At 32.1% G+C, this 23771-nt stretch carries 14 protein-coding genes; 7 read left to right on the top strand and 7 right to left on the bottom strand.

Annotated features, from left to right (window positions below):
* Positions 1–162 precede the first annotated feature (162 nt).
* From ABDW27_RS09290 to ABDW27_RS09310, 5 genes are all read left to right on the top strand, one after another.
* Complete coding sequence (locus ABDW27_RS09290; RefSeq protein WP_343695631.1) at positions 163–1866, top strand: hypothetical protein; 1704 nt, start codon at positions 163–165, stop codon at positions 1864–1866.
* Positions 1867–1950: 84 nt separating this feature from the next.
* Positions 1951–5211, top strand: coding sequence for a SusC/RagA family TonB-linked outer membrane protein (locus ABDW27_RS09295; protein WP_343695632.1), 3261 nt, complete (start codon positions 1951–1953; stop codon positions 5209–5211).
* Positions 5212–5286: 75 nt separating this feature from the next.
* Positions 5287–6681, top strand: coding sequence for a SusD/RagB family nutrient-binding outer membrane lipoprotein (locus ABDW27_RS09300; RefSeq protein WP_343695633.1), 1395 nt, complete (start codon positions 5287–5289; stop codon positions 6679–6681).
* A gap of 84 nt (positions 6682–6765) precedes the next feature.
* On the top strand, positions 6766–7500 hold the full coding sequence (gene rlmB, locus ABDW27_RS09305; protein WP_343695634.1) for a 23S rRNA (guanosine(2251)-2'-O)-methyltransferase RlmB: 735 nt from the start codon (positions 6766–6768) through the stop codon (positions 7498–7500).
* Between the two features lie 44 nt (positions 7501–7544).
* Entirely contained in the window at positions 7545–8345 is an 801-nt protein-coding gene (locus ABDW27_RS09310) for a DUF2490 domain-containing protein (protein WP_343695635.1), read from the top strand.
* A 3-nt stretch (positions 8346–8348) separates the two neighbouring features.
* On the opposite strand, the gene ABDW27_RS09315 is transcribed toward ABDW27_RS09310, so the two are convergent.
* Positions 8349–8846: a hypothetical protein gene (locus ABDW27_RS09315; protein ID WP_343695636.1), complete on the bottom strand. Its 498-nt coding sequence runs from the start codon at positions 8844–8846 to the stop codon at positions 8349–8351.
* 67 nt (positions 8847–8913) lie between these two features.
* Entirely contained in the window at positions 8914–9678 is a 765-nt protein-coding gene (locus ABDW27_RS09320) for a rhomboid family intramembrane serine protease (protein WP_343695637.1), read from the bottom strand.
* A 158-nt stretch (positions 9679–9836) separates the two neighbouring features.
* Here ABDW27_RS09320 and ABDW27_RS09325 point away from each other — a divergent pair, with 158 nt between their 5' ends.
* Positions 9837–11114 carry a replication-associated recombination protein A gene (locus ABDW27_RS09325; protein WP_343695638.1) on the top strand — a complete coding sequence of 426 codons (1278 nt, stop codon included), beginning with the start codon at positions 9837–9839 and terminating at the stop codon, positions 11112–11114.
* Positions 11115–11127: 13 nt separating this feature from the next.
* Here the strand turns inward: ABDW27_RS09325 and ABDW27_RS09330 are convergent, their stop codons facing one another.
* From ABDW27_RS09330 to ABDW27_RS09345, 4 genes are all read right to left on the bottom strand, one after another.
* A complete protein-coding gene (locus tag ABDW27_RS09330; RefSeq protein ID WP_343695639.1) occupies positions 11128–11871 on the bottom strand; it encodes a hypothetical protein in 744 nt (247 codons plus the stop codon).
* 2 nt (positions 11872–11873) lie between these two features.
* Entirely contained in the window at positions 11874–12560 is a 687-nt protein-coding gene (locus tag ABDW27_RS09335) for a YjjG family noncanonical pyrimidine nucleotidase (RefSeq protein WP_343695640.1), read from the bottom strand.
* A 3-nt stretch (positions 12561–12563) separates the two neighbouring features.
* Entirely contained in the window at positions 12564–13253 is a 690-nt protein-coding gene (gene radC, locus ABDW27_RS09340; RefSeq protein WP_343695641.1) for a DNA repair protein RadC, read from the bottom strand.
* 139 nt (positions 13254–13392) lie between these two features.
* Entirely contained in the window at positions 13393–14748 is a 1356-nt protein-coding gene (locus ABDW27_RS09345) for a Mur ligase family protein (protein WP_343695642.1), read from the bottom strand.
* 198 nt (positions 14749–14946) lie between these two features.
* Here ABDW27_RS09345 and ABDW27_RS09350 point away from each other — a divergent pair, with 198 nt between their 5' ends.
* Entirely contained in the window at positions 14947–21408 is a 6462-nt protein-coding gene (locus ABDW27_RS09350; protein WP_343695643.1) for a carboxypeptidase-like regulatory domain-containing protein, read from the top strand.
* Between the two features lie 150 nt (positions 21409–21558).
* On the opposite strand, the gene ABDW27_RS09355 is transcribed toward ABDW27_RS09350, so the two are convergent.
* On the bottom strand, positions 21559–23703 hold the full coding sequence (locus ABDW27_RS09355) for a S46 family peptidase (RefSeq protein WP_343695644.1): 2145 nt from the start codon (positions 23701–23703) through the stop codon (positions 21559–21561).
* Between the last annotated feature and the right edge of the window lie 68 nt (positions 23704–23771).

Consider the following 23771-nt stretch of genomic DNA (forward strand, 5'->3'; position numbering starts at 1 on the left):
TATGATATTAAATTCCCGCTTTTTACGGGGTTGCAAATGTATAAAATAAATTTCACTATACAAACGTTAATCTATTAATTTTCAACAAGATTATTTAATAATATGTTTTTACAAACAAACAACTGATATTTGCAATATGTTTAATTAAATAAAACTTTATAATTGAAACGTTTATTTCATACATTACTTTTCTCCTTTATAAGCATATCAGCTTATACACAAAATTTTTATTTAAAAATAAACGGATCTAATATCAGCGAAAACAAAACCCTCGACTCATTAAATTACAAAACAGTTCACCCCAATCTAAAATCACTTTTTGACGAAATCACAAACACCTCAAAAAAACTTTCTAAAGACGGATATTTAGACAACAAACTATTAGAAACCAACAAGATAAACGACAGCACATTTGTCTCTAATTTTGAACTAAAAAAAAGGATAAAAAACATACATATATATATAGGTATAAATAATCATTTTTTTGAAGGAGAAAAAATCCAAAACGACACACTTATCATCCCTTATAATGAGATTGAGAATTACTTAAATCAAAAAACAATTAATGCAGAAAAAGCCGGTTTTGCACTTAGTAAAATTAAACTTGAAAATATTCGAAGAAAGAATTTAATAATTTTTGCTGACTTAAATTTTAAATCCGAAAAAAAACGGAATGTAAATTCAATTATTCTAAATTACACAAATAGCAATTCTACTTCATTCTTCCCAAAAGGGCACTTAAAACAACTCAACAAAAAATACTTAAACAAAACTTTTAACCAAACTGTCATAAAACAACTTTATGAAGACATTAATAGTTTTGAATTTGTTTCTCAAACAAAATATCCTGAAATATTATTCACAAAAGATTCTACAAAAATCTACACTTATATTGAAAAAAGAAAAGCAAACACATTTGACGGATTCGTTGGATTTTCAAATGACGAAAACAAAAAAGTAACATTAAGCGGATATTTAGATATTTTACTCATCAACACGCTACATGCTGGCGAAGAATTTTCGTTATATTGGAAAAGCGATGGAAACCAGCAAAAAACCTTTAACACTAAGCTAGAGATTCCATATATTTTCAAATCATCATTTGGAATAAAAGCCCAATTAAACATTTTCAAACAAGACAGCACTTTTCAAAACACAAAAACCGCTATCGATCTTGGCTATTATATTAACTATAATTCAAAACTATATTTAGGACATCAATCTACAGAATCCAGTGATATCCAAAACACAAACAACACAACTATAAGCGATTTCAACAACTCTTACTTCACGACTTCTTACGAATACAAAAAACCGGATCAACTCAATAGCTTAATGCCCAAAAAGGCTTTTTTAAATTTTGCAACAGGAATAGGAAAAAGAGAAACAAACAATGATTTAGAAACAGCTGGCACAAGTAAACAATTCTATACAAACCTGAATACAGGATACAATTTTGAACTCAACAAAAAAAATTATATTAACATAAATTCACAAAATTTTTATTTGCAAAGCAAAAACTACATTACGAATGAATTATTTCGTTTTGGTGGAAATAAGTCAATTCGTGGTTTTTTAGAAAACAGTCTACAAGCAAACTTGGCCGCCACTATTCTTACAGAATACAGATATGTAGTTTCTTCAAATCTTTATATTAATTCAATACTTGATTATGGAATATATCAAGACTTAACAAGCGTTTCGAACCCAGAGAAAATAAAAAAATTAATAGGAATTGGGATTGGAACATCGATACTAACTCCAAACGGATTAATAAATATTAACCTTACAAATGGAGCCAACAAAACACAGGAATTACAATTATATAACACTATCATAAACATATGTTATAATGTTAAATTTTGACCTTTAACGAAAAAAAAAAATATTTTACTAGGAAAGTTAACAAATTATTAAGAGTTTTGCGATACTAATTCAAAATATTTAAAAATGAAACTAAAGTTCAATGGATTCTTAGTGCTTTTATTAGTACTAGTTGCGCAACTTTCTTTTGCGCAAGAAAGAGCTGTTTCGGGAACAGTTTCTGATAATGCAGGAATGCCTTTGCCGGGTGTTAGTGTAATTGTCAAAGGAACAAAATCTGGAACACAAACCGATTTTGATGGTAAATATTCTATCAAAGCTTCATCAAGCCAAATTTTGGTATTTAGCTACATTGGGATGAAAACCCAAGAAATAGCTGCAACTTCATCAACAGTTAACGTAAAATTAGCTGGAGATGCACAAGAACTTGAAAGCGTTGTTGTAACAACAGCTTTAGGTGTTAAAAGAGAGAAAAAATCTCTTGGTTATGCAACACAAGAGGTAAAAGGAGGAGATTTAAGAAATGGTACTTCTAGCGGTAACTTCTTAAACGAACTTTCTGGAAAAGTTGCGGGTGTTAACATTACAAGAAACTCAAACTTTGGAGGTTCTACAAGTGCAATTTCTCGTGGGGTTAAAGCTATTGGTCAAAGTAATGAGATGTTAATCGTTATTGATGGTATGCCAATCAACAACGGAAACAATACAAACGACGGAACAACAGCTCAATCATCTGGAGCTAGAGGATTTGACTATGGTAACAATGCAATGGATATTAACCCAGAGGACATCGAAAGTGTGAACGTGCTGAAAGGTGCTGCTGCATCTGCATTATACGGATACTTAGCTGGTAACGGGGTTTTAATGATTACTACTAAAAAAGGTAAAGCTAAAAAAGGATTAGGAATTACAGTTTCATCTGAAGTAGTAACAGGTTCACCTGACAAAGATACATTCATCAAATATCAGAAAGAATACGGAGCTGGTTACGGTGGTTCTTTTGATACTAGATTTGACCTTGATGGCGATGGCACAGTAGACGAAGTTGTTTATATGGGGGATGATGCCTCTGTGGGAGATCGTTTCGATCCTTCTATAAATGTTTATCAATGGGATGCTTTTTCTGCATATCCAGGAAATGAAAACTACGGAAAAAAAACACCTTGGAAAGCTGCTGCGAATGATCCGTTTAAATTCTTCAAAAATTCTCTTTCATTAGTAAACAGTATCTCTTTTGAGGATGGTAACGATAAAACGAATCTTGTTTTTAACTACACAAACACTAAACAAACTGGTATTTTACCAAATAGTGAATTAAGAAAAAACAACTTCAGTTTAAAATTAAACCACCAATTTTCTGATAGATTATCTCTTAGTACTTTTGCTAACTTTTCAGCACAAGAAACTATGGGTAGAAACATGACTGGTTACAGCGACAACATGATCTCTGGTTTCCGTCAATGGTGGCAAACTAACGTTGATATTAAACAACTTGAACAAGCTTACAACGCTTCAGGCGGACAAAACATCACTTGGAATAGAAAATCTATCGAAGATGGAAGTCCTGCTTACTGGAACAACCCTTATTTTGAGCGTTACAAAAACTATCAAAATGACAGCAGAAATCGTTTCATAGGTTATGCAAACTTTACATACAAAATTGCTGACTGGGTTTCTGCAACTGCAAAAATCTCTACAGATACTTACTCTGAAATTCGTGAAGAAAGAGTTGCTGTAGGATCTGTATCAAAAACTTTTGGTATCAATGCTCTTGATGAGACATCTGGTTACCAACGTTACAATGGTAACTTCTCTGAGCAAAACTATGATATCCTTCTTAACTTCAAACACAATTTTGGTGAAAACTTTAATTTAACAGGAGTTGCAGGGGGTACAATAAGAAACACTTATTTCAACCAAATTACTGCTTCTACTCAAGGAGGTCTTATCATTCCTGGAATATACAGTTTATCAAACTCTAAAGCTGCTAGCCCATACCCATATGAAAGAGAAACTACAGCATCTGTTAATAGTTACTATGCTTCTGCCTCATTAGGATATTTAGATACTTATTTTATTGATGCAACATTACGTAGAGATGCGTTTTCAAACTTACCTTCTGATGACAACAACTTATGGAGTAAATCTATTTCTGGAAGCTGGGTATTCTCAAAAAATATTGACGCAAGCTGGTTATCTTTTGGTAAATTAAGAGGAGGTTACTCTGAGAGTCCACTTGGAACACCACCTTTGGCATTAGTTGATACATATACTAAATATGATCCATTCAACAATAACCAAATGTATTCTGTTAACTCAATTAAAAACAACCCAGATTTAAGACCTATCAAAACAAATACTTATGAAGCTGGTCTTGAGATGCAATTCTTAAACAGAAGAGTTGGTTTTGACGTGAGTGTGTACAAAAACATAAATGACGGAGAAGCTGTAAGAGTACCTTATTCAACTGCTACAGGTTATACTTCTAAATATGTAAACGCAGCAACAATTGAAAATAAAGGTATTGAGGTTCAGTTTAATGCAACTCCAGTAAAAACTAACAATTTTGCTTGGGACATCAATGTAAACTGGTCTAAAAACGAAAATGAAGTAACAGCTTTAGCTGATGGTGTAACAAACTTACAAGTTGCTTCATTCCCTGGTACGGTAACTTTAAATGCTGTTGTTGGACAACCATTTGGAGTATTAAAAGGAACAGATTATACTTATACTGCAGATGGACAAAAAGTTGTTAACCCAACAACTGGAAGATATGTAATCAATACTTCAACAAATAACATTATTGGAAATATCAATCCTGATTGGATTGGAGGTGTACGTAATAAATTTACATACAAAAGCTTCTCATTCAGCTTCTTAATTGATGTGAAACATGGAGGAGATATTTTCTCTACAGATCAATGGTATGGTGTTGGTACTGGTTTAACAGCTGGAACTGTTGGAAACAACGACTTAGGTAATCCAAAAAGAAACACACAAGCTAATGGTGGTGGTGTTATTCTTCCAGGTGTATACGCTGATGGAACTCCAAATACAACAAGAACTGATTATGTTTATTTAGCTCAAGGTGCTGTAACTAACGCTTATACAAACGGACCAAGAAGTCAATATGTATATGATGCTAGTTTTGTTAAACTAAGAGAAGTTAATATTACTTATTCTTTACCTACTTCATTAGTACAAAAAATGAAATTAGTAGATGCTAAAATCTCACTTATTGGATCTAACTTATGGATAATTGACAAAAATCTTCCAGATGCAGACCCAGAAAGTGGATTAGGATCTAATTTAGGATCTCAAGGACTTTCTATCGGTTCTTTACCAACAACTAGAAATATTGGTTGTAACTTAACAATAAAATTCTAAGCTATGAAAAATAGACTAATAATATTAATCTCATTCATTACCTTATTTTCATCATGCTCTGATGATTTCGGGAATATGAATCAAGACACCAAAAACCCTACCACTACTTCTCCTGAGTTTTTATTTACAAATGCTGAGAAATTCATGGTAGATCAGGTTACTAGTACATCAGTTAACTTTAATGTTTTCAGATTGTATGCTCAACAATGGACAGAAGTACAATATCCACAAGAAACTCAATATGACCTTACTGGACGTACTATTCCAGATCGTCACTGGGCAACATACTACCGTGATGTATTAAAAGATTTTAAAGAAGCTAAAACTCTTTTAATTGAACAAAAAGCTGCATATACTGGAGCACCAGAAGGGTTAATTGTTTTTGATAATAAAATTGCAATTATAGACATCTTATCATCTTATTGCTATGGGATTTTAGTTGATACTTTTGGTGATGTTCCTTACACAGAGGCTTTAGACATTGATGGTCATCCACAACCAAAATACGATGATGCACAAACAATCTACAGAGATCTTCTTGCTGTATTAACTGCAGCATCTCATAAATTAGATCAAAGTGCAGAAAGCTACGGAGATGCTGATCTTATTTATGGTGGAGATACTGCTAAATGGGCAAAATTCGCTAACTCTCTACGTTTCAGAATGGCCATCATGATGGACGATGTTGATCATGCTTATGCAAGTACACAAGCTTTAGCAGCTCAAACTGATGGACTAATTTTAGATAGTGCTGATGGAGCTTACATGCCTTATGCTACAAATACAACAAATAATAACCCATTGTATTTAGACTTAGTGGCAAGTGGTCGTAACGACTTTATTCCAGCAGATACATTTGTAAACAAAATGAACGCTCTTTCTGATCCAAGAAGAGCTAAGTTCTTCACTGAATACCCAGTAGGTTCTGGTCTTTATAAAGGTGGTGTTTACGGATCTGTTAACGTTTATGGTAGTTTTTCTCACATAAATGAAACATTGAAAGATCCTGTATATCCAGGTGTAATTTTCACTTATTCTGAAGTAGAATTTTTATTAGCTGAAGCTGTGGAAAGAGGTATTGCTGTTGGTGGTACTGCTGAATCTCACTATAATGCTGCTGTAACTGCATCTTTAGAAGATTGGGGAGTAACTAGTGCTGCTATTACTACTTATTTAGCTAGAACTGATGTTGCTTATGCAACAGCTACAGGAACTTGGAAACAAAAAATTGGAGAACAATCTTGGATTGCATACTACAACAGAGGATTTGAAGCGTGGACATCTTACAGAAGATTAGATTTCCCAGTTTTATTACCTCCTGCATCAACTTTTGGAGATATTAAAGAAGTTCCTAAACGTTATTCTTACCCTGGTATTGAACAGACCTTAAATGCAGCTAATTTACAAGCAGCTGTTGCTAAACTTGGCAATAACAATGTTACAACTAAATTATTCTGGGATAAATTCTAATTCTATTCCAAATTAATACTAAAAGCCACTCCGTTCATTCGGGGTGGTTTTTTTTTATATAAACATTATACCTATATTTGCCCTATGGAAAAAGAACATCAAATATTTGGTATTAGAGCCATTATAGAAGCGATACAAGCTGGTCAGGAAGTTGACAAAGTATTTATACAAAAAGAGATTTCCGGAGAATTAATGAAAGACTTAATGAAGGTAATGAAACGTGCCAACATTAATTTCTCTTATGTACCTGTGGAAAAATTAAACAGATTAACACCAAACAATCATCAAGGTGCTGTTGCTACAATTTCACCTATTGGATTTATTGATATTGAACATTTAGTTGAATCAACAATTGCATCTGGATTGAAACCATTATTTTTAATATTAGACCAAATTTCTGATGCAAGGAATTTTGGCGCAATAATCAGAACTGCAGAATGTACTGGAGTTAATGGAATCATTATACAAAAAGCAGGATCGGCACCTGTAAACGGAGATACTGTAAAAACATCTGCCGGTGCAGTATTTAATGTTCCTATTTGTAAAGTAGAGCACATCAAAGACGCCATATTTTATTTACAAGGTTCCGGAATAAAAACGGTTGCTGCCACAGAAAAAACAGATCAAAACATCTATGACCTCTCACTTAATGAACCTTTGGCTATTATAATGGGATCAGAAGACCGAGGAATTAATCCATCTGTTCTTAAAATTGTAGATGAGAAAGCAAAATTACCAATGTTCGGATCAATAGGATCTCTCAATGTATCTGTTGCCTGCGGTGCATTTTTATACGAAACTGTACGTCAAAGAAGTTAAATAGTATTACGAGAATTAGGATTGACAAATAAATACTAAATTTTATGTCTCTTAAACCTAATCATATCTTACTAGTAAAAAAAATATGCCCAATACTTGCAATTATTTTAATGTCAAGTATTGGCTATGGACAAACTATACACTACAGTCAATTTTGGGGAGAAGTTCAGTTTAACAGAACTATAACTGAAAAATGGTCAACTGAACTTGATTTAGGAACCAGTTACAGCAGTGCGGAATCATCTCCCAATATGTTTGAAAAAAACACTCAGAGATCATTTAGAGCATGGGGACATTTTTATCTCACTCCTCGCTGGAAGTTATCATCTTTTATCGCTTATTACAACAACAAAGATGTTCCGGAAATTGGTCAGTTTGAATCTCCTGAATGGCGATTTGCTTTACAGGGAGTTTACTACTTCCATAAAACCGGATATACATTAAGTACAAGAATGAGAACTGAACTTCGTCACATGAAAAACGAAGATGATACTTATGAAAATGTAATTCGTTATCGGCAGCAAATTAAATATTTACAACCTATTAATAGCAAAGTTCTTCGTTCAGGAGTAGTTTATGCAATTGCTTCAGATGAGCTTTTCTTTAAATCCGGAACCAAAGTAACAGGCTTAAGCTTCTTTGACAGAAACAGACTAAATATAGGTGCTGGATATTTATTTACAGATGATATTCAAATTGAGATAACTTATGCCAATGAATACCTGCCAAGAGATAATGGAAATCAAATCATAAATGCCGCATCTTTAACTCTTAGCTTTAACAACCTTTTTAAAAATTTAAATAAAAAGTTTCTACACAAACCTGAACCAGTTTCAGAAGACTAAAGCTTACTTTTCTTCTTTTTTTAAAAAACAGGCAAGCTGTTTCTTTATTTCATCTTTGTGAAGTTTAAAATTATAATCACGAATAAATTCCGTTCCTTTCATATTAATTGTAGCCACAATAGCCTCAAATTTAGAAAAAGCATCGATGTCTTTATTATCAATCATATACAAAACCTGCATTATCGAATCATTTTGTATATACTGCGTGTCATAATGCGTCAATTTATATTCTTGATTATTTGCTAAACGAATCGTCAAATCATCTGTTATTTTTTTCCCAACTTTTTTTTCTGGAAAAGGTATCGGCTGTAACGCAACGAAGTAATTCTCTTTATCAGTTACAATATTAATTTTTAACGACTTAGATTTGGTTGTGTAAAAAACTGCCGGATCAAAATAATAGACCATAGAACCATCTGCAAGAATCCTGTTCTTTATATCACATTGTGCAAAAGATTCTACAGATATTATAACCGAAATTATCAAAAAGATCTTTTTCATGATGTTATTTGAAAAAATTAAACTCTTCTTACAAATTTAATCATTTTAGGTTGATGTTTTCAAACAATCATTCTTTATCTTCTGATTCTGTTTTAGTTACAATATAATTCACTATAACATTAGAATTAAAATAAGGATCTGAAAATTGATTTTCTTCTTCCTCAATTTCGGTATTGACAAAATTTCCGTTTTCATCAAAATGTTTCATAAAAGGATCTTCTGACGGATCAAAATCAGGTCTTTGCCAATCGTAAATTATGGGCTTTGTATATTCTGGAGTTTTATAATACATAGAAAGTCCAAAACCAGTTATAAATCCGGCCAAATGTCCTTCCCATGATATTCCGGCATCAACATCTGGAAATACATACCAGATCATTCCTCCATAAAGTAAAACAACTGAAAACGAAAGAGCAACTAAGCGATAATATTTTGTTTGAATTCCTTTAAAAAAAATAAAACTCACCAAAACATAAATTAATCCACTTGCCCCTATGTGAAAATTTTCGCGGCCAATAAGCCAGGTTAATAATCCTGAAAATAAAATACCGAAACAAATTACGGAAACTGACTGCTTAGGATAAAAATACTGCAAAGCTGGCAATAAGACTAAAAGAGGAATTGTGTTATTATACAAATGATCCATATTTTCATGGATAAAGGGACTAAACAAAACACCTTGCAACCCCGAGAAATCTCTAGGATAAATTCCGTGTCGGTAAAAGTCAAAATCGAATCGAATCTGCATCCAATAAATAACCCATATAAAAAGGATAAAAAATAATGGAAGCCCGATTACAGCATTTGAAAATTTAAACTGGTTATCATTCATAAACTTCAATTAAAGATATACAGTTGTCATCAAAAAACTATCCAAACAAAAATTACTGATAATTTGTCAGTGTATGCATTTGTGTTAATGTTACAAATTAGAACAGTATAAATCTTTTCGTATAATAAATTTAGATTTGAAAATAGTAATTTTACAAAATGGAAGCACCTTTAGCCGAGCGTATTCGCCCACAGAAACTGGAAGATTATATTAGTCAAAGCCATTTAGTTGGACCAAATGGTTCATTGACTCAGCAAATTTCAAGAGGAATAATTCCTTCGATCATTTTTTGGGGGCCGCCTGGAACCGGAAAAACAACTCTGGCTCAAATTATAGCACAAAAATCTAAACGTCCGTTTTATGAATTGAGTGCCATAAATTCAGGCGTAAAAGACATCAGAGACGTAATTGAAAAAGCAAAACAAAGCGGCGGATTATTTACTGCTAAAAATCCCATTTTGTTTATCGACGAGATTCATCGCTTTAGTAAATCACAACAAGATTCTTTATTAGCTGCTGTTGAAAAAGGATGGATAACCCTAATTGGTGCTACAACAGAAAACCCGAGTTTTGAAGTTATTCCCGCATTATTATCGCGTAGTCAGGTTTATATATTAAATGCTTTTACAAAAGAAGATTTAGAAGCTTTATTGCATCGTGCAATGAAAATTGATAAAGAACTTTCGTCAAAAAATATAACACTAAAAGAAACCGAAGCTTTATTGAGACTTTCTGGAGGCGATGGAAGAAAACTGCTTAATATTTTTGAACTTGTCGTAAATGCATCGCCAAATGATGAAATAGTAATAACAAACGACAGAGTCCTGGAACTTGTACAGCAAAATACTGTTTTATATGACAAAACAGGAGAACAGCATTATGACATAGTTTCTGCATTTATAAAATCTATAAGAGGAAGCGATCCAAACGGTGCTGTTTACTGGCTGGCAAGAATGATCGAAGGCGGTGAAGATGTAAAATTTATTGCCAGAAGAATGTTGATTTTATCAAGCGAAGATATAGGAAATGCTAATCCTACGGCATTTATTATGGCTAATAATACTTTTCAGGCCGTATCAACAATTGGATACCCTGAAAGCCGTATCATTTTGAGCCAATGTGCCATTTATTTAGCAACATCGCCAAAAAGCAATGCATCCTATATGGCAATCGGAAATGCACAGCAATTGGTAAAACAAACCGGAGATCTGCCCGTTCCTATTCATTTACGAAATGCTCCAACAAAATTAATGAAAGAATTAGGTTATGGTGAAGATTATAAATATTCGCATGACTATGCAAACAATTTTGCTGAACAAGAATTTTTACCCGACGCTATAAAAGAAACGGTTCTTTACAATCCGGGAAGCAATTCCAGAGAGAACAGCAACCGCGAATTTTTAAAGAACCGTTGGAAAGATAAATATGGCTATTAAACCGTACTATATTTTAGAATTTTACAGAAACCTTTTCTGAAACCAATTTATCATTTTGGTAATACTCAAAATACCACTGATTATCTTTTGCGTTTAAAGAACCTTGAATTCCGTCTTTAATAGCTATAAAAGAATCCGGACGTGACGTTTTTAATAATTTCATTACCACTTTCGGTGTTTTGTCAATCAATTGATAACCATTTTCTGTTGGCTGTGCATATAACAAATTTGGATCTGATAAATTAGCCACAGGTTTTTCTTCAATTGGAGTATTGGCAACAGCAGTAACAGGTACAGCGGCTTGTGTAACATTTGAAGAAACTGTAGAGACAGATTTTCCACTGTATGCATAATGCAATGCGATTACAGATACAAACGCATTTTCAAGACTTTCTTTATAGGCAACTTCATAATCTTTTTCTCTGCTTTTTCCAGTTTCAGAAGTGTAAATCACTTTTCCGTAGCAATCTTTAAACTGAATAAAAAGCTTTGTTACTAAAAATGCATTGTCCTTTTTAACATCAATATACAAAAGTTCACATCTGTCAAATCCAGCCGGAATTTGCTCATTTGTATAAAAAGCCTGAAATCCTGCTTTTAGCAAATTTGATTTTGTTAAAGTAGCTAATCTATACTGATTTTCAGTTTTAATAAAATCATATTTTAAAGGAATTATCACAGCTTTGTAATCATTAACAGATTGTGAAAATCCAATGAAAGAGCAAAGAAGAAGAGCTAATAAAGCTTTTAGTTTCATAATTATAAATATTTTTTTAGTTCTAGTAAATGGTTAATTTGTTTAAAATTTTGTGGAACTTCGATATTTTTTGCATTAAAAAAAATAGCATCAAGTCCTGCATTTAAAGCACCGTTAACATCTGCATCAAGATCGTCTCCAATCATAATACTATTTTCTTTTGATGCCTGAGCCAAATTGACAGCATAATCAAAGATAATACTATTTGGTTTTTTAACACCGGCTAATTCAGAATTTGTAATTGTACTGAAATAACCTCCAAGAGCGGCATTATTAATTTTCTTAGTCTGAACATTTGCAAAACCATTGGTAATAATATGAAGTTTGTATTTTGGTTTTAAATATTCTAAAACTTCAATTGCACCATCAAACAAGTGATTATTATCAGTCAGAAATTCAATATAATCATTTGCAATCTGATTTATATTTTCATCTGATATTGCATAATTTAAAGCATCAAAAGAAAACTTTAATCGGTTGTAACGCAATTCCTGATGCGTAATTTGATCATTTTGATACAATCGCCAGCATTCCTGATTTATGGGAACATATTTTTCGATAAAATCCTGAATTTTAATTTCTCCAAAGTTATTCTTAAAAATACGATCAAAAGCCATTTCAGAATTTTTGTCAAAATCCCAAAGTGTATGATCTAAATCAAAAAAAATGTCTGTAATGTTGGTATTCATAAATTAAAAAATTCCTTCATCTACAAAACTATAATATTTTGTTTCAGTTATAATCAAATGGTCTAAAATTTTAACATCTAAACTCTCTCCTGCCAGTTTTAATTTCTTTGTAATTTGTTTATCGGCATCACTTGGCATGAGGTTTCCAGATGGATGATTATGGCACAAAATCAATCCTGTAGCTCCATTTTCTAATGCTAATTTAAAAACCAATCTTGCATCTACTATAGTTCCTGCAATTCCACCTTTACTCATTTGAGATTTCGAAATGACTTTATTAGAATTATTAAGAAAAAGCACCCAAAATTCTTCATGAGATAATTCTCCTATAATGGGCTGCATAATTTCGAAAGCATTTTTACTCGATGTAATTTTTTTCAACTCTACCCTATCTTCAGCCCTTCTCCTGCGTCCTAATTCTAAAGCCGCAATAATTGTAATTGCTTTTGCTTCTCCAATCCCTTTAAATTGCATCAATTGAGAAATAGACATTTTTCCTAAAGAATTTAGATTTCCCGCGCTGGCCAAAATCCGTTGACTTAATGCTACAGCAGATTCATTACGACTGCCAGAACCAATTAAAATAGCCATTAATTCGGCATCACTTAAAGAATCTTTTCCTTTAAGCATTAATTTCTCCCTTGGTTTGTCATCTTCAGACCAGTTTGTAATAGGAAAATGACCTTCATCCATAATAATATATTTTAAGAAGCGAATATATATTAAAAAGAAGAAAAATCTTTCAAAAATTAGATTTATTAAAAAAATAGATAAAAAATGCCAATCACTATTGTAATTGGCATTTTTTCTAATTCTTAAATTGACTAATTATTTATTCTATCAATTGTTTTACTTCGTCAAAATTTAAACCACCGTAATTTCCTGAACTCATTAATAAAAGTGCAGAATTATCAAGATTTAAGTTGAATAAATATTCTTTAAATTCAGCTGGATTCGTGTAAATAATTAAATCTTTTCTATTGAATGAAGTTGCAATTTGCTCATAAGTTACTTCTTCTAATTGTTTAATTTTTACAGCGTCGGGAGAATAAAATACAACGGCAACATCAGCATATTCTAATGCTCCTTCGTACTCTTTCAAAAACTCAGCATTTAAACTGCTATAGGTATGCAATTCTAAACAAGCGACCAAAGTTCTGTTTGGATATTGTTCTTTTACAGCTTTTGTCGTTGCGGCTACTTTACTTGGCGAATGTGCAAAATCTTTATAGGCTACTTTTCCTTTTCCTTCTGCAATTTTTTCTAAACGTTTAGATGCACCTTTAAAACTTGCAATTGCTTCGTAAAAATCAGCTTCGTCAACGCCCATATTCTGGCAGATCCATTTTGCACCCGCAAGATTATTCAAATTGTGAGCACCAAAAACTTCAATTGGCATATCGCCTTCCGGCGTTTTTAATAAAGTAACTCCATCGGCAACAGAATATTCTGGTGTAGAGTAAGGTAATTTTCGAATTGGGTTTGTCGCAGCTTCAGAAACTCGTTTTACTTCAGGATCATTTTCGTTGTAAACTAAAATCCCTCCGTTTGTAATTTTAGAAATAAAGATCTCAAATTGCTCCACATAATTTTCATAAGTTGGAAACACATTAATATGATCCCAGGCAATTCCTGAAATTAAAGCAATATTTGGCTGATACAAATGAAATTTTGGGCGTCTGTCAATTGGCGATGATAAATATTCATCACCTTCGAGAACCATAAAATCATTTTCTTCGGTAAGATGCACCATTGTGTCAAAACCTTCTAATTGCGCACCAACCATATAATCGACTTCAATATTATGATAATGCATAACATGCAAAATCATCGAAGTAATGGTAGTTTTTCCGTGAGAACCTCCAATAACTACACGAGTTTTATTTTTCGATTGTTGGTATAAAAATTCCGGGTATGAATAAATTTTCAATCCTAATTCCTGCGCTTTCAACAATTCTGGATTATCAGCTTTAGCATGCATTCCAAGAATTATGGCGTCAATGTCGGCAGTAATTTTTTCAGGAAACCAGCCCATTTCTGCAGGCAGAATTCCTTTTTTTTCTAATCTTGATTTTGAAGGTTCAAAAATAGCATCATCACTTCCTGTAACCTGATATCCTTTATTATGTAATGCCAATGCGAGATTGTGCATAGCGCTTCCGCCTATAGCGATGAAATGTGTTTTCATTTAAAATGTTTAATCGTTAAACTGTTCAATCGGTTAATCGAAATAACTAATAAAACTCAATAATTATTTTTCAAAAATAAGGAAATATAAAATGTGTTATTTCCTTTTATAGATAAATTAGTACTTTGTACGAAAAATAATTTTAATCCCTCCCAACCTTTATTAAAGTTTAATCATCTATAGATTAAAAACTATCTTATGAAAAATATATTATTCGTTTTCTTATTGATTTCAACTACTTTTTTTGGACAGCAAAATGATAAAAATTGGGATAAAATTATTGCTTTAGAAAATGAAGGCAAGATAAAATCTGCAAACGAGATTGTCGCTAAGATTTATAAAAAAGCAATTAATCAGAAAGATGAAGTTCAAATGATTAAATGCTTTTTCTATCAATCAAAATATCTACAGATTGTTGATGAAAACGCACAAACAAAAATTCTGAATAATCTTAAAACTGACATTAATCGAATTACAGAGCCATCAAAAGCAATTTTAAATTTAGTTTATGCTAAATGCTTAACAGATTACTTAGCAAAGAATAGATATCAAATTCAAAGAAGAACAAATACAACAGAACTAGACAATGATTTCCTTACGTGGACAGAAAAAAATTTCAATACTCAAATTGATCTTGCTCTAAAAAGTTCTTTAGAAAACGAATCTATTTTAAAAAATACTCCACTCACTATATATGAGGCTATTTTTGATTATCAAACAATTGAAAAATTTAAAACTCTGAATTTATTAAATTATGTAATAGCCGAAAACATTTTACTTCAATCGCAAAAGATACGTTCGTGGGAAATTCAAAAAAGCGATTTTCTATCTTCTAAAAAAATGCTTTTGGGAAATTCAAACAGTTTTATAAAATTAAATTTTGATTCTGTTTCAAACGAAAATCTTAAAATCACTTTAAAACTCTATCAAAAACAAGAAATAAATAATCCTACGACTGAAAACGTATGGGGAAGAATTCAATTTCTTAAAAAGAATGTTATTGATACCGATGAAGATTATATTAAAGCATTGGTTTCTCTGCAAAAACAAACCAATAATGTAATTTTAATACAAAACATTCAATTAGAGAAAGCTGCTTTTTTATCTCAAAACGCTTCCAAAGAAGTCTATCCTGATAATAATATAAAAGCGATTGTAATTTTAGACAGTATTTTACAAATCAATAACCAATCAAATGCATACAAACTAGCTTTGCAGAAAAAGGAGAATATATTATATAAAACTTTAAATGTACAACTTGAAAAATATACTTATCGCAACGAAAATACCCGCGCTTTTATTCAATATAAAAATGTTGAAAAACTAAAAATTTCTTTTTTTAAAATTACAAACTCGCAATTTATAGAATTAAGTGAATCTTATCGCACTCGGGAAGGAATTAGAGACTCTATTCTAAAAAAAACAAAACCTGTTGTTTCTCAATTCTATACATTTACCAATAAAAAAGATTATTTCGATTACACTACAGAAGTTGTACTTCCTCAGCTTCAGACAGGTTCATATTTAGTATATTTTGAAAGTGAATCTGACTCAAAAGAAAAAAAAGCTACTGCTTTTGAAACGATTACGGTTTCTAATTTTATTGTTTTAGGAACTCAGAATGATAAATCTGAAAGTTATCAGGTTCTGGATCGAAAAACTGGAAAACCATTACAAAATGTAAATATTAAATCGCCGTTGTTTAATATTTTGACTGATAAAAATGGTACTGCTGTTTTTCAAAAAGCAACAGATGCTTACTCCGGTAATTATAATATAATATTGTCTACAGCACAGGATACTCTTTATATTAATAAAAATTATCTCCCTTATAATTCTAAATATGGGGATAAAGATGATGATGAGTTTAGAGGAAAAGTGCAATTTTATTTAGACCGTGCTATTTATCGTCCTGGGCAAACTGTGTTTTTTAAAGGTATTGCAGTTCAGAAAATCAATCAAAAATCTTCTGTAGTCCCATTCACGACTTTTAATATTATTATTGAAGATCCAAATAACACAGAAATTAAGGAATTTAATGTTATTACGAATGAATTTGGTTCTTTTTCTGGCGAATTTACTTTACCAAAAACTGGTCTTACCGGTGATTTTCGTATTAGTGCGGAGGAACCAGATGATTATGAAAATGATAAGGTATACGACAAACGAAAAGACGAGCATCCATTTTGGGATAATGTTGATTTTGAACATTCAGAAAACGTCTTTTCTGTTGAAGAATACAAACGTCCAAAATTTGAAGTCACTTTTGAACCTAAAAAAGAAAGCTTTCAGATTAACCAATCTGTTAAAGTAAAAGGTATAGTAAAAGCTTTTGCCGGAAGTAATATTTCTGATGCAAAAGTTACATATAGTGTTACTCGATACACAACTTATTCAAGATATTTTTCTTCACAATTTGAACAAAATGAAGTTTTGGCAACAGGAGAAACCAAAACTGATGCTTCAGGGAAATTTGCAATCGATTTTAATGCCGTTCCGTCAAAAAATTCAAACAAAGAACAGCTGCCAATTTACAATTATAGTATAAAAGCGTCTGTTACGGATATTAATGGTGAAACACATGATTCAGAAACTTCTATAAAGGTTGGATACCATGACCTAGAACTAGATGCTTTAATTAATAGCGAAATTTTTACTAAAAAGAAAAATGAGATTCAGCTCATAAGTACAAATCTAAATGGAGAATTTTCTGCGGTTAAAGGCGAAATAAAAATTTATTACATCAACCCCTTTTCTACAAAATTCAAAACACGAATTTTTCCTAAACCGGATTTTGCAGCTATTTCAGATTCTGATTTTGAAAAATTATTCCCATATGAAAACAATGAAAATGCAAAAGAAAAAATAATCGAAACCTTATTGTTTTCCAAAAATGTAGACACTCAAAAAGACAAAACCCTAGCTTTAGATTTTATATCAAATTACAAATCCGGAAATTATAAAATTGTTTTTTCTGCAAAAGATAGTTTCGGAAACTTAATCGAGAAAACTTCAAATTTTAAACTTTTTCAAAGTAATGATAAATTTGACGCAAGTCGTTTATTTTCTGTAACACAAACCAATCTTAACCCTGTAAAAGATGGTTTTGTTTCAATAAGAATTACTTCGGTAATACCTGAACTATACATTAGTGCAACGGTTAATTATGAAAACAAAGTATATTTTGAGGAAATGTATACACTTCAAAATCATGAAGCTTTAATTAAAATTCCTGTAAAAAAAGAATTTGAAAACGGACTTACAATTGATTTTACAACCCTATTTGAAAATCAAAAATTTGATAACAATGTTTTGGTTTTTTTACCAAAAGAAAAACCGGAATTTAAGTTTGATGTAGAAACATTTAGAACTAAAATACAACCTGGAAGCAGTGAAAACTGGTGTTTTAAATTAAGCGGTACAGCGACCAAAAAAGAATCTGAAATTTTAGCTTCGATGTATGACAGTTCTTTAGATCAATTTACTGTTAAAAACTGGGAAAGTTTAAATAATAATGATTATCGTTTTGGGTACAGTTACAAGTCACTTATTGGCGTCGAAAAAACATACACTACAATCAATAATTTAAACACGCCTTCTAAACAAATTGAACTCAAAAATGAAAGCACAAAATTGATCTGGTTCGGATTTGATTTTGCTAACAATAGTAACAATGTACTTTATTTACAAAGAGAATATCAAAGACAGTTAACAAAAAAAGCCCGAAAACCTTTAGATGCTAAATTGATTTCTGGTATTGTAACAGATTCAGGAAATCAGCCACTTCCCGGAGTGAGCATTACCATAAAAGATACCCAGCGAAGTACAACAACTGATTTTGACGGATATTATGAAATTGAAGCAAAAGAAAATGAAGAACTGGTTTTCTCTTATATCGGTTTTAAAAGCCAGTCTGCAAAAGTTTTAAAAGACAAAACGATCAATCTTACCTTAAGTGAAGAAGCAAATAAACTAGAACAAGTTGTTGTAACGGGTTATGGCAGGCAAAAAAAGATGGCTTTAACTGCTGCAGTAAGCAAAGTAATAAGTTCAGAATTTGCTCCGCAGGATAATGCTGGTGATATATTAGCTGGAAAAGTACAAGGCGTACAGGTTAGAGGAGTTTCAACTATTTCTGGAAAAAGTCCTTTATATATCGTTGATGGCAAAATCGTAAGCGAAATAAACACCTTAAATCCGAACGATATACTTTCAATTGATGTTTTAAAAGATGATAAAGCAATTGCACTTTACGGTAGCAAAGGAACAAATGGAGCTATAATTATTACTACCAAAAATGCTCTCGAAGATCTAACCCAAGTAAAAGCCAGAAAAAATTTATCTGAAACTGCGTTCTTTTTTCCGAATTTAAAAACAGATTCAAACGGAAAAGTAAGTTTCAATTTTACTTCACCTGAAGCTTTAACGGCTTGGAAACTTCGTTTGTTGGCACATAATAAAGATGCTGTTTCTGGTTATCTGGAGAAAAGTGTTATTACACAAAAAGAATTAATGGTTTTACCAAACTTTCCACGATTCTTTAGAGAAAAAGATACGATTGTAATAAGTGCCAAAATTTCTAATGTTACTGCTGAAGCAAAAACAGGAATTGCTTCTTTACAATTTTTTGACGCCGTAACTATGCAGCCAATTGATGCGAAAATGCTAAACACGAAAAACATCAAAAACTTTACAATTCCGGCGTACGGAAACTCAACAGCAAACTGGACTATTACAATCCCCGAAGGTTTACAAGGTGTTCAATATAAAATCGTAGCGAAAGCCGGTAATTTTTCAGACGGAGAAGAAAACATTCTTCCCGTCTTGACAAACAATATGCTTATTACGGAAAGTATTCCCGTTTGGGTTCGTGAAAATTCGACTAAAGAATACATTTTCGAAAACTTAAAAAACAATAATTCAACAACATTAAAAAATCATCAATTTACGTTTGAATATACTTCAAACCCAACCTGGATCGCGATTCAATCTTTGCCCTATTTAATGGAATATGAGCATGAATGTGCCGAACAGACTTTTGCACGTTTTTATGCGAATGCTTTGGCCACGGAAATTATTTCAAGTAATCCGAAAATTGCAAATGTATTTGATGATTGGAGAAAAAACGGAAAACTTAATTCTAAATTAGAAGAAAACGAAGAATTAAAATCGCTTATTTTAGCTGAAACACCTTGGCTGAATGATGCTCAAAATGAAGATGAAAAGAAAAAAAACATGGCACTTTTATTTGATTTAGAGAAAATGAAAACTTCTCAGGAAGCAACTTTCGAAAAACTAAAGCAAAAACAAAAATCTTCTGGAGGGTTCTCCTGGTTCGACGGAGGTGATGAAAGCGAATATATAACCAGACATATTTTAGCCGGTTTAGGACATTTAGAAAAACTGACTAAAAACAATATTTCTAAAGCTGATGAAATTACCAAAACCGGAATTCCATTCATAGATAATAAATTCTTAGAATATCATAAATCGAGAATCAAAAACTTAAATGCAACTGATAAACTAATCTGGATCAATCCATATTTTGATTTGCATTATTTATATGCCAGAAGTTTTTATTTGAAAAAATATCCTCTTTCTGACACCTTAAAAAAAGCAACAAAACTATATCTCGAAACAGCAAAAAAAGACTGGCTGAATTATTCTCTTTATGAAAAAGGATTAACAGCTTTGACTTTAAACCGTTTTGGAGAAAAAGAAACAGCTAAAAAAATCATCGAAAGCTTAAAAGAAACTTCTTCAAACAACGAAGATTGGGGAATGTACTGGATTGCTAATAAATCTGGCTGGTACTGGTATCAGGCACCAATTGAAACTCAGGCTTTATTAATTGAGGCTTTCGCCGAAGTTACGCAGGATTCTAAATCTGTTGACGCAATGAAAGTTTGGTTATTAAAAAATAAACAAACCAAAAACTGGCCAACTACAAAATCTACAACCGAAGCCATTTATGCTTTATTATTACAAGGCACAGATTGGCTTTCTGTAAAAGACAATACGGTTATAAAATTGGGCGATGAAAAAATCATAACCAAAAAACTGGCAGAAAATGAAAAGGAAGCAGAAACTGGCTACATCAAACTAAACTGGAAAGGTGATGAAATTAAAAAAGAAATGGCTTCTATTAAAATTCAAAATAAATCAAAAGTTCCCGGATATGGTGGTGTTTACTGGCAGTATTTTGAAGATTTGGATAAAATCAAAAACAATTCAGGATCAGTTTTATCGGTTTCAAAAGAATTGTATCTAAAGAAAAGCACTTTAAAAGGTGATGAATTAGAAAAAATCACAAATCAAAATGCTTTAAAAAAAGGAGATTTAGTAACCGTAAGATTAATTATAACTTCAAAAGAAGATACCGAATATGTTCATCTAAAAGATATGCGCGCTTCATGTTTTGAACCTGTAAATGTTCTTTCTGAATATCAATACAAAGATCGTTTAGGATATTATATGAGTACAAAAGATGCCGCAACACACTTTTTCTTTGATCAAATTAATAAAGGGACTTATGTTTTAGAATATGATATTCGGGTAAATAACAGCGGCGAATTCTCAAACGGAATTACAACTATTCAAAGTATGTATGCTCCGGAATTTGCAAGTCATACTAAAGGAATTCGCGTGAAAGTTGAATAAGTTTTTTTGTCAGGTTGAGCGAAGTCGAAACCACGCAATCTAGGGCTTCGACTTCGCTCAGCCTGACAGTCTTTTCAAAATTAAAAGCAACAAAAAACCCGACAGGTTTTAAAACCTGTCGGGTTTGATATTTATAATCAGAACTAAAGATTATTTAGAAATTGTCAATTCATCAATAATATTTTTAGCACCAGCATATTTATCAATAATCCAAAGTACATAACGAATATCAACATTGATCGTTCTTTGTAATTTAGAGTCAAAAATAACATCTCCTGCCATAGCTTCGATATTTCCGTCGAAAGCAAGACCAATTAACTCTCCTTTTCCGTTAAGAACCGGTGATCCGGAATTTCCTCCTGTAATATCATTATCTGTTAAAAAGTTTACCGGCATATAACCTGCTTTATCAGCATATTGTCCAAAATCTTTTGCTTTGTTTAATTCAAGTAAACGTTTTGGTAAATCAAATTCCTGATCTCCTGCTTTGTATTTTTTAACCATACTTTCCATAGTTGTATAGTTATTAATTGCTGCATCGTTACGAGGATCAGCAGGTAAAGCACGAACTTTTCCGTAAGTCAATCTCAAAGTTGAGTTAGCATCCGGATACTGAATTGCATTTAATTTTGATTCTCTTAAACCTTCAACAAGTTCACGGTAAGCTGTTGCAAAACCATCATCAGCTTTTGCCTGATCATCTGTTTTAGCACGATATTTTGTCACTAAATCATTAGAAATAATATACAACGGATCGTGTACAATTGCCAATGGTTTTGGATCAGCCATAAAAGCCAGTATTTTTTCTTTAGTTGTAAAATAACTTACTTCTGTTGCTTTTTCTACATCAGCAGTAAAATCACCATTATTGGCCGTTTTCATTTTTGCTATCTCTGGAGCAAGTCCGTACTCAGCAGCTTTAGAAGCATATAAATTCAATTGTGCTGTTAATACATCTTTCTCTAACGGAGCGTAAAAATTTCCGTAGATATTTTCAATCATTTTATTGATCTTAGGCAGTAACTCAGCTTTTTTAGCATCGTTTTCTTTAAAGTATGCAATTAATTCATTTCCTAAGTTTGCCGGATTTGCAGCATAACTAGAAGTACGTAAAACCTGCGTTAAGTAATTATCGTGACGCGCTTTTAAATTAGTTTCTCTGTAATAATCGTTAATAGTCGGAATTACATTTTCATACTTATCTTTATTAGCTGGTTTACTTGCCCACTCATAAAACTTATCTTCTTGTTCAGATTTCGTATCAACTGTTCCAGCTTTTGTTAAAGCATCGATCATCCCCTGACGGTTTTTCCAGTAATTAGCTGTAGAAGCATATTTAGAAGCATATTGCAAACGAACTGCAACATCTTTATCCATATACTTTTTCATTACATCCATTCCGGTTTTTGCACCTTCAACCCATGCAGGATATGCATATTTTATGTTTTGCTCGATTCCACCAGCCGGCATCCATCTGTTTGTTCTTCCTGGATATCCTAAAATCATGGCAAAATCGTTTTCTTTTACACCTTTCAAACTTACCGGTAAATAGTGTTTTGGTTTCAAAGGCACATTGTCTTTAGAATAGGCTGCCGGATTTCCGTCTTTATCAGCATAAACTCTAAACATAGAGAAATCTCCTGTTTGGCGAGGCCATTCCCAGTTATCAGTATCTCCTCCAAATTTACCAACACTTTCTGGCGGCGTTCCTACTAAACGAACATCTGTGTAATCTTGGTAAACAAAATAGTAATATTCATTTCCTTGAAAGAAAGGACGAACAGAAACTGTGTATTTCCCGTTTTCGCTATTTTCTTTTTCGATTAAAGCAATTTCCTGCTGAATAACTTTGTTTCTTTCCGTTTCTGTCATTGTATCATTTACTTTAGACAAAATTCTTTTAGAAACATCATCCATACGAACGAAAAAACGAACATATAAAGATTTTGGTTTCATTTCTGCACTTTTATCTTTTGCCCAGAAACCATCTCTTAAATAGTTTTGCTCTGCAGTAGAAAGTTCTGCAATTGCATTATACCCACAATGGTGATTTGTTAACACCAAACCGCTGTTAGAAACAATTTCAGCTGTACAACCGCCATTAAACTGCACAATAGCATCTTTTAAACTATGATGGTTGATACTGTAAATTTCTTCGGCTGTTAATTGTAAGCCCATTTTCGCCATATCTCTATGGTTCAATCTCTCGATAAACATCAAGAACCACATTCCCTCATCTGCTCTTACCGGAAAAGCCATAAGACACATGGTCAAGAATAAAACTATTTTTTTCATGTTATTTTGTTTAAGATATGCGAATATAACTCATTTTCGCAAAAAAAATAACCATTTCAGTCAAAAAC

This window comes from Flavobacterium sp. (assembly GCF_039595935.1).
Taxonomy (GTDB): Bacteria; Bacteroidota; Bacteroidia; order Flavobacteriales; family Flavobacteriaceae; genus Flavobacterium.